This is a genomic window from Burkholderia sp. AW49-1, from assembly GCF_053427845.1.
In genome coordinates, this window is sequence record NZ_JBSAXF010000029.1 from 1 (window position 1) to 16,132 (window position 16,132).

The window sequence follows — 16,132 nt, forward strand, 5'->3', positions numbered from 1 at the left end:
CTAGGGGCTGTTTACATTCGATGAAATGTGTTTACATCTTGTCTTTTGCGCGAGCAGGTCAAGGTGATTCAAACGTTATTGAGCGACAACGTATGGGCACGAATCGAGTCTGTACTACCGGGCAAGGAAGGCGATCCGGGTCGAACGGCGGCCGACAATCGCTGGTTTGTCGAAGCCGTTCTCTGGATCGGCCGAACGGGCTGCCCGTGGCGCGATTTACCGAACGAATTCGGCCGTTGGCATACGGTGTACATGCGCTTCTCGCGATGGCGTCGCAAAGGTGTGAGGGAACGCGTGGCGTATGCGGTGTCCGACGAGACGGAGATCAAACGCGTGCTGATCGACTCGACCATCGTGCGAGCCCACCAGCATTCGGCCGGTGCTCGAAAAAAAACGGCCCGCAAGCGCTCGGGCGTTCGCACGGTGGACTGACGACCAAGCTGCATCTGGCTGTCGATGAAGCCGGGCGCCCTCTGCGAATGATCGCCACCGAAGGACAGGTTTCAGACATTTCCTGTGCGCACGAATTGGTCGAGCATCTGCGCTTGGGTGCCGTGATTGCCGACAAAGGCTATGACTCGGATGCCTTCGTGAATACCATCCGCGCCGCGCGTGCGAAGGCAGCTATTCCGCCGCGCTCGAATCGAAAGACCAAGCGTCGCTATAGCCTTGTGCTGTATCGAACTCGGAACATCGTCGAACGCTTTTTCAATCGCATCAAACATTTTCGTCGCGTCTCCACTCGTTACGACAAGCTCGCCGGCGACTATCTAGCCTTCGCGGTGCTTGCCTGCGCCTTTGGACCGAAGGTGAGAATGTAAAAGAACCTAACAACTATCAGCTTGTTTGCAACCCTAACAAATCAGGTTCCGCCTGCATCACCACGCCCACCGCACGCCTGCATTCCCGGTAATCGTACGCAGGTGTTCGCCACCGAGATTCGTCAGATAGCTTACCGTCGCGTACACGCTGCCACGCTTCGTCAACTGCGCGACCAGCCCCGCGCCGATCTGCCCGGCCGTCTGTCCGACCTGCGTGCCGATCGTCGTCGAGCCGCCGAACGTCGTCTTGTCGTCCGCGCCGAACGAGCGCAGCACGTTCACGCGCAGATAAGGCGTCCAGTTCATGCCGTTCGCATCGAACGCCCATTGTAGCCGCGCGCCGATCCGGCCGAGGAACGTGTTGCCGTTGTTCCATGAAATGCTCGACACGCCATCGTTGAAACGGTCAAGCGACAGCCATTGCCACACGAGCTGCGCCTGCGGTTCGAGCGTCAATCCGCCGCCGAGCGCGATCGGCAGCCCGGCTTCGACGGAACCCGTGAACGCGTTGCCGTTCGTCGAACCGTTCACGTTGTCGTTCGAATGCGTGCGCACGGTCAGCGCGCTGCCCATCAGCACGGCGTCCGTGTACCAGCCACCCTGGCCGATATGCGTCCAGTAGCCGCCGAGGTCGTACGCATTGACCTGCAGCGAGCCGACGCCCAGGTCCGGCTGCGCGAGCGCGAAGCCGCTCACGTCGCCGACCGCACGCGAGAAGCCGAGGAAGAAGCCGTAGTGATTGCGATGGCCGCTCGCGGTCGTATCGGCGTAAAGGTCCTGCCCGACCTGCATCCCCCACACCGTGCCGTCGAACGACGGCGTCGCATCACCCTTCTGCTTGATGTTGCTGTTGCCGCCCCACACGCGCGCCCACGACGCGGGCATCGGACCGTTCTCGCGCAGCAGCCCCTGTTCACCCTGCCGGTCATGGAACGTATCGATCTGCAGCAACCCGAGCTGGCGCGCGACGGCCGGCGCTTCCGCGTACAACGGCACTTCGGGGCGGTAGATCGGCTCCGGGCTGCCGCCGGGGCCGGCATCGGCGACGGCTTCGACGATCGATTCGGGCGTGCCTGCGGCCGGCGTGACCGTCGTCGCGGGCGGCGGCGTCGGCTGGCCGGGCTGAACAACGGGCGGTTCCGGCTTCGGCGGCACCGTGTTGCGCAGGTACCAGCTGTCGCCGCTGCCGGCCGACGCGCCGCCCTTCGCGAGGAAGTATGAGTACGCACCGGCGCTCACCGTGCCGCCCGACAGCGTGAATGCACCCGCACTCGATGTCGCGCCGTTGTTCGCCTGCACGACCTGGATGCCGTCGCCCGTCGTCTGTGCGCCCGCGCCGCCGACGTTCGTCACCGTCAGCGTGCTTGCGCCGCTCGCCGTGCCGCCGCTGACGACCAGCTTGTCCGATGTCGCGCCGTCGCCGGCGAGCGTCGTGTTCAATGCAATCGTCGCGTTCTGGCCGACGTAGTTGCCCGCGACCGTCAGCGTGTTGCCCACGCCGCTGCCGCCGAGCTGCACGAGCCCCGCGTTGGTCAGCTTGCCGTTGATCCGGAAATTGCCGGTCGCGCCGCTCGCGAGGCTCGCCAGCGCGTTCGCGACCGACAGCGTGCCGTTGTTCGTCACGTTGCCGGTCACGCTGCCATAGCCGCCGAGCGTCGCGCCCGATGCCACGGCCACCGGTCCGCCGCCGCCCAGTGCCGCCGATGCGCTCGTCGCGTCACCGACGATCACGGTGCCCGCATTGACGTTCGTGCCGCCCGCGTAGCTGTTCGCCCCGTTCATCGTCAGCGTGCCGCTGCCGAGCTTCGTCAGCGAACCCGCTCCGGCGATGCCCTGCGTCAACGTCGAGTTGAAACCCTGCGTATCGATCGTGCCGTTGTTCGACGTGATCGACACCGCACGGCCCGACGCAAGATTGAACGCGCTGCCGAGCTGCAGCGTGCCGCCGGTGAACGTCAGGCTTCCTGACGATGCGCCGAGCGCATTGTCGGCCGCGACCGACAGCGTGCCCTGCGTGATCGTCGTGCCACCCGAATACGTGTTGCCGCCCGCCGAAGAGGGCGCGACCGTCAACGTGCCCGCGCCGGCTTTCTCCACCGCGCCCGAGCCGCCGATCGTGCCCGTGTACGTACCGGCACCATCCTGCTGAAAACGCACGAGCCCATTGTCCGTGACCGACAACGGCAAGTTCGACGCATTCGCCTGCAGCGTCGCACCCGCATTCACGGTCGCGACGACCGATGCCGTCGTCGTTCCGAGCGTGCCCGTGAGATTCAACGTGCCGCTCTGCACGAGCACCGTCGAGAACGTGCCGGTGCCGGCCCACGTCCAGTTCGTGCCGGCCATCGTCAGGCTCTGGAAGTTCGTAAACGGATTCGACGCGGTGCCCGTGCCTTGCAGCGTCACGGTGTTGGTGCCGCCGCCGCCGTTGGCCGCGCCGACGATCTGCGAGCCCGTCTGCAGGATCAGCGTCACGTTGCCGGCGCCGCCCTGGATCGCGGTGCCGCCGCCGCCCTGGATCAGCCCCGCGTTGCTGATCGTCGTCGCGCCGTTGGTCGAACGCACGCCGATGCCGTTGTTGCTGATGATCCGGCCGCCGGCCTGATTCGTGATCGTCGCGGTAAACGAGCTGCCGAGCGTGTTCGACACGACCGCGTCGACGCTGCCGCCGCTCGTCGCGGTGCCGGTGGTCTGGATCGTACCGCTGTTGACCAGCGTGTCGTTGTTGCCCTGCATGTAGACCGCCGGCGCATCGCGGCCGTTCGACGTCAGCGTGCCGCTGTTGGCGATCGTGCCGTTGCCGCCGAGCAGCGACGCGGCGCGCGCGTTGTTGCCGAATGTCGTCACGTTGCCCGTGTTGACGATCTGGTTGCCCGATGCGCCGGGATTACTTTGCCCCCACGCGGCCGTCATCCCGTACGCGTTGTTGCCGGTGGTCGTGATCGTGCCGTTGTTGACGAGCGTGTTGTTGTTGCCGTTCGCGGCCATCCCGTCGTTGTACGTGCCAGATGTCGAAATCACGCCGGTCGCCGCATTGGTGAGCGTGTTGCCGTTGTTCACGCCGAGCAGCACCGCGCCACGGTTCGCAACGCCCGTGCCGTTGCCGGACATCGACAGGTTGCCGTTGTTGGTGATCGTGCTCGACGTGTCTACGGAAAACGGGGCCGGCGTGGACGTCAGCACATAGCTGCCCGTGACGGTCGAATCGAGGTTGATCGTCACGTTGGTGCTGCCGGTCGCAGCCACGACCGACGGCGCATTCGCACCGGTACACGTGACCGTCGCGCCGCTGCCCGGCGCGGTAGCCGAGCATGCCGCACAAGCGCCCACCGGCATCGCGCCGGTCAGGATCGCCATTCCACCCAGACCCAGGTTCCGCGTTTTTCTTTTCATCGTTCCGCTCGCATTTATTGGTGACGTTATTGCTGCAAACCGGTGCGTGGAACGGGTTATAGCATATTTCGAAACAATCACAAGAATGAATTTGTAATTCTGAAGAATCACATATAAAGGGTCGCAATCGTAATATTGCGCGGACGATATGAGTTCGACGTGCCCGACACATCAGTCGATATTGCGACCTACGCAGCCGAAACAGATGGTTGCGCTGTCAACGGCTCATATACATGAGCCGACTCGCAATCGAAATGGGCGTCCATTCCATTAATGCCGTGCAAAAAACAAGATGTAAACACATTTCATCGAATGTAAAAGACCCTAGCCAAGCGTAAGTCGCTGGAGTGGGTTCTGGAGGGAGATATTCGTGACTGTTTAGATAATTTTAGTCACGACTTCATTCTTCAACACATTCCGATGCTCGGAAGAGAAAACCAGAGTCACCCACATTGCCGATGGGTTCGATTTCCTCGGGCAGAACGTCCGCAAGTACGCGGGTAAGCTGCTCATCAAACCGGCCAACAAAAGTGTGAAGGCACTTCTGGAAAAGGTTAGGGAAATCGTGAGGCAGCACAAGAGCGCCACACAGCGGAATCTGATCGTACAGTTCAACACAGTGATTCGGGGGTAGGCCATGTATCATCGTCATTTGGTCTCAAAATCTCCTTTTACGTCGGTAGATGCGCACATCTGGCGCCTCTTGTGGAAATGGGCGATGCGTCGGCACCCCACGAAAGGCGCGGGCTGGGCGAAAAATAAATACTTCCGCGTAGGGGGAACCGTACCTGGGCGTTTACTGCCCAGTCCCAAACCCACGGAGTAACCCGGCTGTTTCGGGCCGCGACGGTTCCGATTGTCCGTCACGTGAAGGTACGTGGCCAGGCCAATCCGTTTGACCCTACGTGGTCGTCCTACTTTACCCATCGTCGAGCCGCGACTGACGATTGATTGCCCGGTACCCACGCTGATGCTGGTGAATGGCTTGAGCCGGATGCGGGGCGACACTCGCACGTCCGGTTCTTAGGGGGCGGTGACGCAGTAATGCGTCACCGCTACCCGACATTGGCGTCGATGCCGATTCGGGGCTGGTTCACAGCGTGGTCGGCACGTCTGCCAACGTGTCGGATGTTTCGCAAGCCCACGCGCTGTTGCACGGCCGCGAGCAAGAAGCGTTCGGCGACGCGGGCTACATCGGCATAGACCAGCGCGATGAGATGAAAAGCAAGTCGGCGAAGTGGCGTGTGGCGGCCAAGCGAGAAAAGATCAAGGCGATGCAGGACGGTGCGCAGAAGGATCTGATGATCGCGCTCGAGCGAACCAAGGCGCAAATCCGCGCGCGGGTCGAGCATCCGTTTCATGTCGTCAAGAACCTGTTCCGTCATCGCAAGGTGCGCTACAAGGGGCTGGTAAAGAACACGGCGCAACTGTTCAGCCTGTTCGCTTTGGCGAATCTGGTGATCGCGCGAAACCGGTTGCGGTCGGTTCATGGGAGTAGTCCGTCACGTGTATGAACAATGCAGGAAATGAGGCACTTCCCCGGATCAAACTTCCACGAATTGGCTGCGCGTCACTTCGGTATTCGGAATTTACGCGTCAGCACCACCGACAAGCCCGCGCGTTGGCCTATTAATCAGCGTTTCCCTAATTCGACAACAATTTAACTTTCAGCACCTTTCGGTTTAACTACACGAATCGCCGCGGGATCCCATGACAAGTGGTCTTCGATCGGGATAAGAGTATTCCTGCAAGCTATCGCGCAGTCCGTTTGACAGCCATCACCAATTATTGCGAACACTTCAAGACATCGATTATTTAGCGTGAGCTACACCTGCGCAACTGCGACTGCCTTGCCATTCGAACGTGAAGCACTCGGCAAGCGGGGCATCAATAACCTGCGTCCGCGCCAGTCCCCATCTGCATTCCGTCGAAGCGGCGCGAACGCAATCTTCCCGGGAGCCGTCCGGCGTTTGATTCAAGCAAGTGGAGAATTCGGAGTGTGGCTTTATCTCTCCGAGGTAAACAATAGGAAGCACAGTGCAGGATTTCAAGGAAATTTCTTCGCTGCAATGCATGAACGCGAGAAAGTATGACGACAAACATGAGGTAGTCGATCGAAGTTATCACGAGCTGTAGTTGCAATTATCTGCTATATGAACGTCGCGCGTTTGAGCAGGATTTTCGCGTTTTGACGGATGGGACGGGTTGCAAGGTGGGCCGCCCCTGGCAAAAACCGGAAACGGGGGAACGCTTAGAATTGCTGACACAATTTGACATTCAACCAGGAAAGCCACGTTGTACGCAGCATATCGTGTCAAGTTCCAGTTTCTCAAAATCGAACGCGGCCTCGGTCCACGGCGTGCAGGCGAGGCTGCGCGACGTGTCCGGAACGGGCAACGCATTCAATTGCCGATGAGCATTGACCAGAAAATCGAAAAAAACAAATATAGGCAGCATTGTTTCTATTTGATAAACAATTAGTGACAAAATTTTGTATTTTTATTCGCTTTGTTGTTGAATCTAGTGATCGCCCCATTCATTGCGTCCCCCATGCAAAGCGCGTTCCAAGTTGACGATGCGAGGGTAGTGCCTGTGGGCGCCACGGCAATGCCGTCACCGACGGTGTCGGCAAGACCCGTCGTCGCGACCGTTGGCGTCCTGCTGCACGCGAATCGCGTGCTGCTGGTCAGGCGCGCGCACCCGCCCGACGCGGGGCGTTGGTGCTTCCCGGGCGGGAAAATCGAATTCGGCGAAACGATCGACCGCGCTCTGGTGCGCGAGTTGCGGGAAGAGACGGGGATCGACGCGCGTGTCGGACAGGTCCTCGATGTGGCCAATGTGCTGGAGTTTTCGACCGATGGGCAATTGTTGCGCCATTACATCGTGCTGATCATGTACTGCCGGTGGCTGATGGGCGAGCCAGTCGCCGGCGACGACGCGCTCGACGCCGCGTGGTTCGAAATAGCGTCACTCGATCAGGTCGAGCTAGTTACGTGCATCGACATCAGGCGCGTAATCCGGAGCACGCAGTGTATCGAGGACGGCGGGCACTGACGGAGCGGCCGAAGCGATGGTGCGCCCGGCGAGGGCACTGCTCCTCGACCTGTCAACTGATACACCCGCTTTACGCTTCGGCCCGTGCAACACTTCCTCGAGTAGAGATATTGTCGTTGAATTCGCCTAATACGTCGGCATTCGACCCAGCGAACGCCTGGCCGATGCGGGTATCGAGCCGTCCGTCGGAAGCCGTGGGGACAGCGACGATAACGCGCTGGCTGAAACGATCAACGGTCTGTACAAGGCGGAACTGATTCATCGACGCGCCCCGTGGAAAACGAGTGAATCCGTCGAATTGGCAACGCTGAAATGGGTGGATCGGTACAACCATCATAGCCTGATGGAACCTATCGGCTATATCCCGCCCGCTGAAGCTAAGGCAAACTACTACTGGCAACTCAGAAATGCCGCTGACGCGCCTGCATTAACTTATACCAACCACAGCCACCACGATTGCCGGCGCGGTTCATCGTGGCAAGTTCGGCGGGTGACGGGTGGCGCTCAAGCAGATCGAGCGCCCCCGGATGGATTTGGGTGAGCAGGCAGCGGATGCGGTTGCTGGTTTGAGTGACCTGAGCGGCGAGATCATTGTCGAAGCCGCGCAGCACGGTGAGTTCGGCGAGCTGCTCGTCGGCCAATCGAAGCGAGCGTAGCGTATGTGGCATCGAGCGAGCGGCTTCGGCAATGATCGCGGCGTCTCGGGCATCGGTCTTGGCTTCGCAGGCGTGCAGATCAACGATGCGGCGCATGGCCAGTCCCGGCAGATAGGCGATGAGTACGCCTTCGGCGCGGGCGACGACTGCCGGCAGCGCACCGATGGTGGAGGGTTGATCGACGACGAACAGCAATCGACCGTGAGTGTTGAGTTCGGGCCTGGCTGGCCAAGGCCCCGATTATCGGGACGTGAAGATAGTAGCGGGGGTGACTACAGTTTCATTTTTTTATGAAACTCACTTCACTCGTGAACGCGATAGCAATCGCGATTGTGATGAATGCAAGTGCGTAAGGGGGACATCGTGACTACCATCCTGCAAGACATCCGATTCCCCGACGATCTCCGGCACCTACCTGCACATGCGCTGCCACTGCTCGCCGACGAACTGCGCGCATTCGTGCTCGAAAGTGTGTCGAAGACTGGCGGGCATCTGGCATCGAATCTCGGTAGCGTCGAGGTGGCGATCGCGCTGCATTACGTGTACAACACACCGCACGATCGGATCGTGTGGGACGTCGGTCATCAGTCGTATCCGCACAAAGTCTTGACTGGCCGACGTGATGCGATGGCGGGTATCCGGCAACGCGGCGGCATCTCGGGATTTCCGTGCCGTACGGAATCAGAGTTCGATGCGTTTGGTACCGCGCACTCGAGCACGTCGATTTCGGCCGCGCTCGGTATGGCGCATGCTGCACGCTTGAAACGCGAGACGCGCCATTGCGTCGCTGTGATTGGCGATGGTGCGCTGTCTGCCGGGATGGCATTCGAAGCACTCAACAACGTCGGTGTCGGCGACGAGTTACCACTAACCGTGCTCCTCAACGACAACGCCATGTCGATCTCGCCACCGGTGGGCGCGCTGCGGCATGCGCTCGGCCGACTGACAGACAGCCAAGCCCGTGCACACACGAAGACGCATTTGCAGGAAGCGCAACGCATCACTCCGCCGATGCATATGACGGATGCACACCTCAAGAGGGTAATCACGCCGATCACTCTGTTCGAGGAATTCGGCCTGAACTATGCTGGCCCGATCGACGGTCACGACGTCGGTGCACTGATCGATGCGCTCGAGAGTCTCAAGCAGCTGCCTGGCCCGCATCTGCTGCACGTCGTTACGCGGAAGGGCTGTGGCTACGCGCGCGCCGAAGCCGATCCGATCCGGTATCACGGCCCCGGTCGTTTCGATCCAACGGTCGGGCTTGTCGCGGGCAAGCCCAGCCGTCCGACCTATACGCAAGTGTTCTCCGACTGGCTGTGTGACGAGGCCGCGCGAGACGAGCGAGTCGTGGCAATCACGCCCGCGATGCGTGAAGGATCCGGGCTCGTCGATTTCCAACTCCGCTTCCCGGAACGCTATTTCGACGTCGCGATCGCCGAGCAGCATGCAGTGACATTTGCGGCCGGCCTCGCCGTGGAGGGTATGCGCCCCGTCGTTGCGATCTACTCTACCTTTCTTCAGCGCGGCTACGATCAGCTAATTCATGACGTCGCGTTGCAGAACCTCCCCGTCACGTTTGCTATAGATCGGGCCGGCATTGTGGGGGCGGATGGAGCGACGCATATGGGGGCGTTCGATCTCGCGTACCTGCGCTGCGTGCCGAATCTTATCGTGATGGCGCCGTCGAACGAGAACGAGTGTCGCCAGATGCTGCACACTGCGCTGCATCAAGCGGGGCCATGTGCGGTTCGTTATCCACGCGGCATCGGCCCTGGCGAAACAATCGAGGCCGAGTTGACGGCACTGCCGATCGGCGTCTCGTCGATGCGGCGGTCGAGTGGGGTGACAGCCAGCCGAAGAATCGCGTTTCTCGCGTTCGGCACGATGGTTGCACCGTGCATTGTCGCGGCGGATGCACTCGACGCTACGGTTGTCGACATGCGCTTCGTGAAGCCATTGGATATCGCGAGGTTGCGCGACGTGGCGTACACGCACGACGTGCTGGTCACAGTAGAGGAAGGTTGCCTGCCCGGAGGTGCCGGCGCCGCCTGTGTCGAGGCCCTCGCAGACCTTCGGTTGTACCGTCCGGTGCTGCGGCTCGCGTTGCCGGATCAGTTCATCGAACATGGCGAGCCTACCGAACTACTGAGCCAGCACGGACTCGACGCACCAGGCATTCAGGCGGCCGTGGAGCGCTTTGTTGCAGAGTGTGATGGGTTACCAGACGCCGGCAATCCGTCCTTTGCATTTCCATCATTCAAGGCACCATTGTTTACCGCCAAGTGTGCTCAACGTTCGTGAGCTATCGGTAGGCGCTCAACGTTAAAGGAAATCGTAGCGATCTAATGAATCCGGACACTGATTTAGGCGAGAGTGCTCGCCATGAAGAGGTGTCTGATGACCAAGCAACGACGTACGTTTTCCCCAGAGTTCAAACAGCAAGCCCTGAGTCTGCTGCTCGACCAGGGCTATAGCCATATGGAGGCGAGCTGCTCGGTCGGCGTCGGCGTGACGGTGCTGCGCCGCTGGGTGCATCTGCTTCAAAAGGAACGTCAGGATGTCACGCCGCAGGTCAAGGAAACCACGCCGGCTCAACAACGCATCAAGGAACTCGCGGCACGCATCGAACGCCTCGAGCGTGAGAAGGCCATATTTAAGACAGTTACCGCGCTCTTGATGTCGGAGGGGATCGAACGTACGAAGTAATCGACCAGATTTGCGAAGACGAATCTGTCGCGTTGGTCTGTGCTGCATTGGATATGCCGAGGTCCTGCCTGTACGCGTATCAGCAATAAAATTGTTTGTGTCGTGAATGTCGGATAGCTGTCCGTGTCAAACGCAATCGAAATTTGATACACCTGCTCCTGCGGTTATTAGCTGGTTCCCGCCTCCTTCGAATGTCCGTTCGCAAAGAACCCCATGGAGAATATGAAAATGCCACATACCTCTCAGATCAGCGAACCAAGCAACACTAAAACAAGGCCGTCGCCGAATGCTTCACGGACAGCCATGACGACATCGACCGACACTACGGCACTCGATTGCGACGTGATCGTCGTTGGCGCCGGCCCAGCCGGCTTATCGGTCGCGTCGCAGCTGGCACGCCATCACCGGGTAACCGTCATCGACGCGAAAGCGACGCCAGTGCGAGGCAACGCACGTTTGCAGGCAATGGCAGATCGTTCCGGCACCGCTGATGCGGCAAGGGTTCATCGGACGTGGTTTTGTCCGCACGACTGCCTGTACGATAATCCGGAACTTGTGCACTGCAGAAGATCCCACGGAGTAACCCGCTTTCTCGCAAAAACGTACAGCGGGCCGCAAGCTCACAATCCCGACGCATTCGACCTATGCTGGGAAAGCAAGCTATTTCCGGAGGTCCCGTCAATTGATCGCTATCCATATCTTGACGAATACAAACTGATCGGGCACTGGGAGCAGTCGATTCTCGACTCGAACACGTCGTCGATCCGTGGCGGCTTGTTGTACCAGGATCATGCGGTGCGACCCGATCACGTCGAAGTCCGGTTCATCGACCGCGAATTGGATATGCCAACTCCGACTGTCTATCGAGCGAAGCTGCTTCTGGATGCGAGCGGTCATGATTCCGACATCCGCAAGGCATATGCCGATGGACAGTCAGATGTGTACTGGTGGTCGGTATTTGGTGCGATTTGTTGGCATCCCGACGGCGACATCGTTGATCACGCGACGCCCGGGCACCCACTCGTCGTCGGCGATTACATGCTGTGGCAGACATTCGCAAGCACGAACGCAGATCCTGAAACGCCAGTGCGTCGCGGTAGACCGATCTTCGAGTACGAGGTCCTCGATCGCAACACAAGCTTTCCGCTGATTCTGTATCTTCGTCCCCACAAGATGTCGATGGAGCTCGCGAAGGCCGAGTTCCTGCGTATCCTAAAGCAGGAAGAGGCGACGCGCGGATTCGCGCACGCGGAGATCAAGGAATTCAAATTTGGCCACTATCCATCGGGACGCGTGCATCAGAGCTTCGCACAGGATCGAGTGGATTTCATTGGCGATGCGGGCTTGTGGACGACACCGTGCGGTTGGGGCACGAGTTTCATACTCAAGAATTTCGCCCCCTATTCGGATCGCGTCGATGCACTCTTACGCGAAAACCGCCTCGATCGCAAATCGCTGCGTCGGCTGTCGAGGGGACATGTAAAGCGCGCGGAATTCCTGATGAACTCGATAGTCACGCGATTCCTATCTTACGGAACCGCCGAGCAGCTCGATCAGTTTATCGGTTCGTTTCGCAAGATCGATCCAGTTATCTGCGAGCGGATATTCACGTTGCGCGCGGAACCGCGTGACTTGCTGCGGTTCGCTGCGGCAGCAAAGGGCGACCTGCCGCTTCCGGCACTCTGGCGTTCGATGCCGAGGCGCGAGCGCGTCGGCATTGCTATTGATATCTGCAGAGCCCTAACGCAATTTGCCCGCGAAGAGGTATCGCGATCGTTTGGTCGCACCATCGAGCGAGGATTCGACGTATTCAAAGAGTCTTGAGTGCCGAGAGCGGAGCAACGCGACCATGCGTCGGCATAGAGCACGTGCTTCCCGCGGTAGGATTGATGGTAAGCGATCCGCTATCGGCGTTTGCCCAATGGCGCGCTGAGCGAGGAGCATAGGTGTTCACCTATTTGTGAACTGGACCCCAAAGGTTGGACTCCGACCTGAGGTAACCTGAGTAGGCGTGTTAAATGTCAAGCTGTCGGGGGCAGGGGTAGTCTCGCTCATTCGGACAGTTTTCCGAGATTTTTAAGGCAGTATGACTTTCCGTGAGGCGGGGGGGGGCTGGCCTGGCGTGGGGAAGCAACGCGGGTTAGCATCGCTGCCAGAGCCGCACGATGTGAACAGGGCCACGCCCGGCGATTTCCACCACGGAGGCCAGCATGAAGGACGATAGCACGGTGTACGTTGGGTTGGATGTGCATGAAGAATCGATTACGGTCGCGTATGCGATCGACGCAGGCGAGGTCGAATCGCTTGGCAAGATCGGCACAACCCAAACGGAGATCGATCGGCTGTGTAAGCGGCTGCAATCAAAGGCTTCGCACGTGCGCGTGGTTTATGAGGCTGGTCCGTGCGGCTACGGGCTATATCGACAACTGGCGCAGCGCGGGTTCGAGAGCATGGTCTGTGCGCCCTCGCTGACTCCCAGGAAGCCAGGCGAGCGAGTCAAGACGGACCGACGCGACGCCGCGAAGCTCGTGCGTTCTCTTCGCGCGGGCGACCTGCCGGCCATGTACGTGCCAGATGTCGAAGACGAAGCCTTTCGGGATTTGGCCCGGGCATTGGCCGTGGCCAAGGAAGATTTGCGGCAGGCCAGGCAGCGCCTGAAGTCGTTTCTGCTCGCACGTGGCGTAGGTTATACAGGCCGTGCGGACTGGAGCGAATCGCATCGACGCTGGCTCAGCGGCTATTCGTTCGCTAACGCGTGGCAACAACTGGCATTTGAAGAGTGACCCTGCCTCGATTCCACGTACAGCAAGAAGTTTGATAACTTTTTGCCTGTATGGAGAAGAACATGGCAGAGAACGTGGTACCGAGACGGCAGTACACGAAGGAATTCAAGGTTGAGGCGGTGCGGCTCGCTGAGAGCGTCGGTCAGCATGAAGCCGCTCGCAGGCTGGGCGTGCCGGGGGCGACGCTGGGGAACTGGTGCCGTGATCAGCGCGATGGCAGTGCGCAGACCGCAGCGGAGCCGGCATCGAGTGTACCGAGCTCAAGTCGTCGTCCGGTGAGCGACCTGGAGGCCGAGAACAGTCGTCTGCGTAAGGAACTGGCCAGTGCAAAGCTGGATATCGGAATTCTTCGAAAGGCGACGGCGTACTTCGCGAAGGGGTCGCGGTGAGGTACGCCTGGATCGACGCACATCGCGACCAGTACAGCGTAAGTCGTCTTTGCCGGGTTCTGGGTGTGTCGCGCAGCGGCTATTGCCAGTGGCGCGGTCGGGAGCCAAGTCGGCGGGCACTGGCCAATGCCATGTTGGACGCTGAGGTCGCCGCCATTCATCGTGCCAGCCGCGGCAGCTATGGCCAACCTCGTATCGTGCGACAGTTGCGTGCCCAGGGCCGGCCGGTGAGCGCCGAACGTGTGCGTCGCAGCCTGCAACGCCAGGGGCTGCGTCCGGTCTACAAGCGCCCGTATCGGGTGACGACGGATTCGACGCATCGCGTGCCGGTGGCGCCGAATCTGTTGGATCGGCGTTTCGACGGCTGGCGGCCCAATCAAGCCTGGGTAAGCGGCATCACCTTCGTCAGGATCAGCGAGGGCTGGTTGTATCTGGCGGCGATCCTCGATCTGGCGAGCCGGCGCATCGTCGGCTGGTCGATGTCCGAGCGGATCAACGCGGATCTGGTCTGCCAGGCGTTGCGCAGCGCGTGCTGGCAACGCAAACCGCCACCGGGATTGCTGCTGCACGCCGATCGCGGAGCCCAATACGCCAGTCGCGCATACCGGAAATTGACCGCCACGTTCAAGATAAACGTTTCAATGAGCCGCCGCGCCAACGCCTGGGATAACGCCCCGATGGAGAGCTTCTTCAAGACGCTGAAGGTCGAAAGAATCTACCAGACTCACTACGAAACGCGTGCCCACGCCCGCTTGGATATCGTCGATTGGATCGAGGACTATTACAATCGGCAACGTCTGCATACCTCGATCGACTTCCTTACCCCCGTCGACTACGAGGCTGGCTTGATCGCCGCATAAGATGCTGTACGTGAAAACGAGGCAGGGTCACCACCACGTTGTTCGCTGCGCTGGACATCGCCACCGGCGAAGTCATCAGTGAATTGCATCGGCGCGCCATCGCAGCAGCGAATTCTTGCAGTTCCTGCGCACGATCGACGCCAGCGTGCCCGCCGAAATGGACGTGCATCTGGTGATGGACAACTACGGTACGCGCAAGACGCCTTCGATTAAAAACTGGTTCGCTCGTCATTCGCGCTTCCATGTTCACTTCACGCCGACTTCCGCGTCGTGGCTCAATCAGGTCGAACGCTGGTTCGCTACGCTCACCGAGAAGTACATTCGACGTGGCACGCATCGCTCGACACGGCAACTTGAAGAGGCGATCCGGCATTACCTCGATGTCTATAACGCGGATCCTCGGCCGTTCGCCCGGAGCTAATCGGCCGATGAAATTCTTGCCAGCCTCGAACGGTTTTGCCCGCGGATTCAAAGAGTCTCGGAATAACCGGCATGGACATCGACACTGCTGCCATCGACGACGCCGTCCTCGCGCTCCTCTACTTGACCCTGCATGACCATAACCGTGCCTGGAAGAGCTTCGATTGGGATGCGCTTAACCGACTTTATGAACGCGGCCTCATCGGCGACCCCGTCAACAAAGCAAAATCCGTAACCCTTACTGAAGAGGGGTTGCCTGAATCCGAACGCCTCTTCAAGCAGCATGTCGTCGCCGTTGGCAGCAAAACCAATAATGAAACGAATTTATAACTCACAACACTAGATTCACGTTCGCGATCGCCCGTCAGGCTGCCCGACGAAAAATTGCGCCGCATGTGTTTCATTCTTGGCGGTCGCCACCGCAATCACATATCGTCCATCCTGGGTCACGAGCACCGGCTTGGGTATCGTTGGGACCACTATCCGGACTGGATCCAGGTTTGAGCCCTGGTATGGAATCGCGGGCGAATCCGGTTCCTGAAAGCCATACAGCAATTTCATCCAGTTCATTGCACTTCCTTTGAACGCGCAATCGAGTGCGGCGTGACGGACGCAAGCGTCGACGCATCGCGGGGCGGTCGCATCTGATGCGCCTGTTGTCATGGACGATAAAAAAAGTCCCGCCGTCAAGGCGGGACAAGGGAGGTGATCCAGGACGAGCGGGGAGTCTCTTCCTGGATACGATGCCGAAGAACGTGACCCGGCGACTGAATTATGGCGTTCGGTTGGCATCCGGCCAATCTGACTCGTTCCGATCTGGCTCGTACGGGTACGAGGGCTGGCCGAACGGTGACGGCGTGTGGCTTCGATGAAAACTTCGAGTCATTCTCGCCAACCTGGCGATCGGCGCAATGAGCACGTTGCTCGTCCGTCGTACCCGCCTCATCGCCGTGCGTCATACATCGTGCCGACGCGAATCGTCAGCGTGGCGCGCAGCCAAAATCGAACTCGTCAAATTGCTTGTGCGGCGCCGCTGTCGATAGCGTA

Annotated in this window: 9 protein-coding genes and 7 pseudogenes; 13 read left to right on the forward strand and 3 right to left on the reverse strand. The window is 59.8% G+C overall.

The features are described from left to right. Nucleotides 1-63: 63 nt before the first annotated feature. Nucleotides 64-821, forward strand: a pseudogene (locus ACV22W_RS28150) (IS5 family transposase). 57 nt (nt 822-878) lie between these two features. Here the strand turns inward: ACV22W_RS28150 and ACV22W_RS28155 are convergent. Further along, on the reverse strand, nt 879-4,178 hold the full coding sequence (locus ACV22W_RS28155; protein WP_448022785.1) for an autotransporter family protein: 3,300 nt from the start codon (nt 4,176-4,178) through the stop codon (nt 879-881). Between the two features lie 673 nt (nt 4,179-4,851). Here ACV22W_RS28155 and ACV22W_RS28160 point away from each other — a divergent pair. From ACV22W_RS28160 to ACV22W_RS28180, 5 genes and pseudogenes are all read left to right on the forward strand, one after another. Beyond that, complete coding sequence (locus tag ACV22W_RS28160) at nt 4,852-5,040, forward strand: group II intron maturase-specific domain-containing protein (protein WP_448022752.1); 189 nt, start codon at nt 4,852-4,854, stop codon at nt 5,038-5,040. Between the two features lie 238 nt (nt 5,041-5,278). Further along, a pseudogene (locus ACV22W_RS28165) lies at nt 5,279-5,728 on the forward strand (transposase); the annotation flags it as partial. A 306-nt stretch (nt 5,729-6,034) separates the two neighbouring features. Further along, on the forward strand, nt 6,035-6,307 hold the full coding sequence (locus tag ACV22W_RS28170) for a hypothetical protein (RefSeq protein WP_448022753.1): 273 nt from the start codon (nt 6,035-6,037) through the stop codon (nt 6,305-6,307). Nucleotides 6,308-6,764: 457 nt separating this feature from the next. Then, nucleotides 6,765-7,268 (forward strand): NUDIX hydrolase, encoded by a 504-nt coding sequence (locus tag ACV22W_RS28175; RefSeq protein WP_448022754.1) that lies wholly within the window; start codon nt 6,765-6,767, stop codon nt 7,266-7,268. A gap of 130 nt (nt 7,269-7,398) precedes the next feature. Then, a pseudogene (locus ACV22W_RS28180) lies at nt 7,399-7,809 on the forward strand (integrase core domain-containing protein); the annotation flags it as partial. On the opposite strand, the pseudogene ACV22W_RS28185 reads toward ACV22W_RS28180, so the two are convergent. Continuing rightward, nucleotides 7,739-8,140 (reverse strand): annotated as a pseudogene (locus tag ACV22W_RS28185) (IS110 family transposase); the annotation flags it as partial. The pseudogenes ACV22W_RS28180 and ACV22W_RS28185 sit on opposite strands and share 71 nt — an antisense overlap. A 123-nt stretch (nt 8,141-8,263) precedes the next feature. Between ACV22W_RS28185 and dxs the strand changes: the two are divergent. From dxs to ACV22W_RS28220, 7 genes and pseudogenes are all read left to right on the forward strand, one after another. Then, entirely contained in the window at nt 8,264-10,228 is a 1,965-nt protein-coding gene (dxs, locus tag ACV22W_RS28190) for a 1-deoxy-D-xylulose-5-phosphate synthase (RefSeq protein WP_448022755.1), read from the forward strand. Between the two features lie 96 nt (nt 10,229-10,324). Beyond that, nucleotides 10,325-10,716 (forward strand): annotated as a pseudogene (locus ACV22W_RS28195) (transposase); the annotation flags it as partial. 220 nt (nt 10,717-10,936) lie between these two features. Beyond that, nucleotides 10,937-12,457 (forward strand): lycopene cyclase family protein, encoded by a 1,521-nt coding sequence (locus tag ACV22W_RS28200; protein WP_448022756.1) that lies wholly within the window; start codon nt 10,937-10,939, stop codon nt 12,455-12,457. A 386-nt stretch (nt 12,458-12,843) separates the two neighbouring features. Then, nucleotides 12,844-13,413 (forward strand): annotated as a pseudogene (locus ACV22W_RS28205) (IS110 family transposase); the annotation flags it as partial. Nucleotides 13,414-13,466: 53 nt separating this feature from the next. Further along, nucleotides 13,467-14,665 (forward strand): IS3 family transposase gene (locus tag ACV22W_RS28210; RefSeq protein WP_448022757.1). Its coding sequence is split into 2 segments (ribosomal slippage): nt 13,467-13,767 and nt 13,767-14,665, totalling 1,200 coding nucleotides; the frame shifts between segments, so codons are not numbered across the junction. A gap of 29 nt (nt 14,666-14,694) precedes the next feature. Then, nucleotides 14,695-15,083 (forward strand): annotated as a pseudogene (locus ACV22W_RS28215) (IS630 family transposase); the annotation flags it as partial. A gap of 74 nt (nt 15,084-15,157) precedes the next feature. Beyond that, nucleotides 15,158-15,415 (forward strand): DUF6429 family protein, encoded by a 258-nt coding sequence (locus ACV22W_RS28220; protein WP_448022758.1) that lies wholly within the window; start codon nt 15,158-15,160, stop codon nt 15,413-15,415. Between the two features lie 15 nt (nt 15,416-15,430). On the opposite strand, the gene ACV22W_RS28225 is transcribed toward ACV22W_RS28220, so the two are convergent. Beyond that, the gene (locus ACV22W_RS28225) at nt 15,431-15,655 is read right to left on the reverse strand and encodes a hypothetical protein (protein WP_448022759.1); all 225 of its coding nucleotides are present in this window, start codon (nt 15,653-15,655) and stop codon (nt 15,431-15,433) included. Nucleotides 15,656-16,132: the final 477 nt, after the last annotated feature.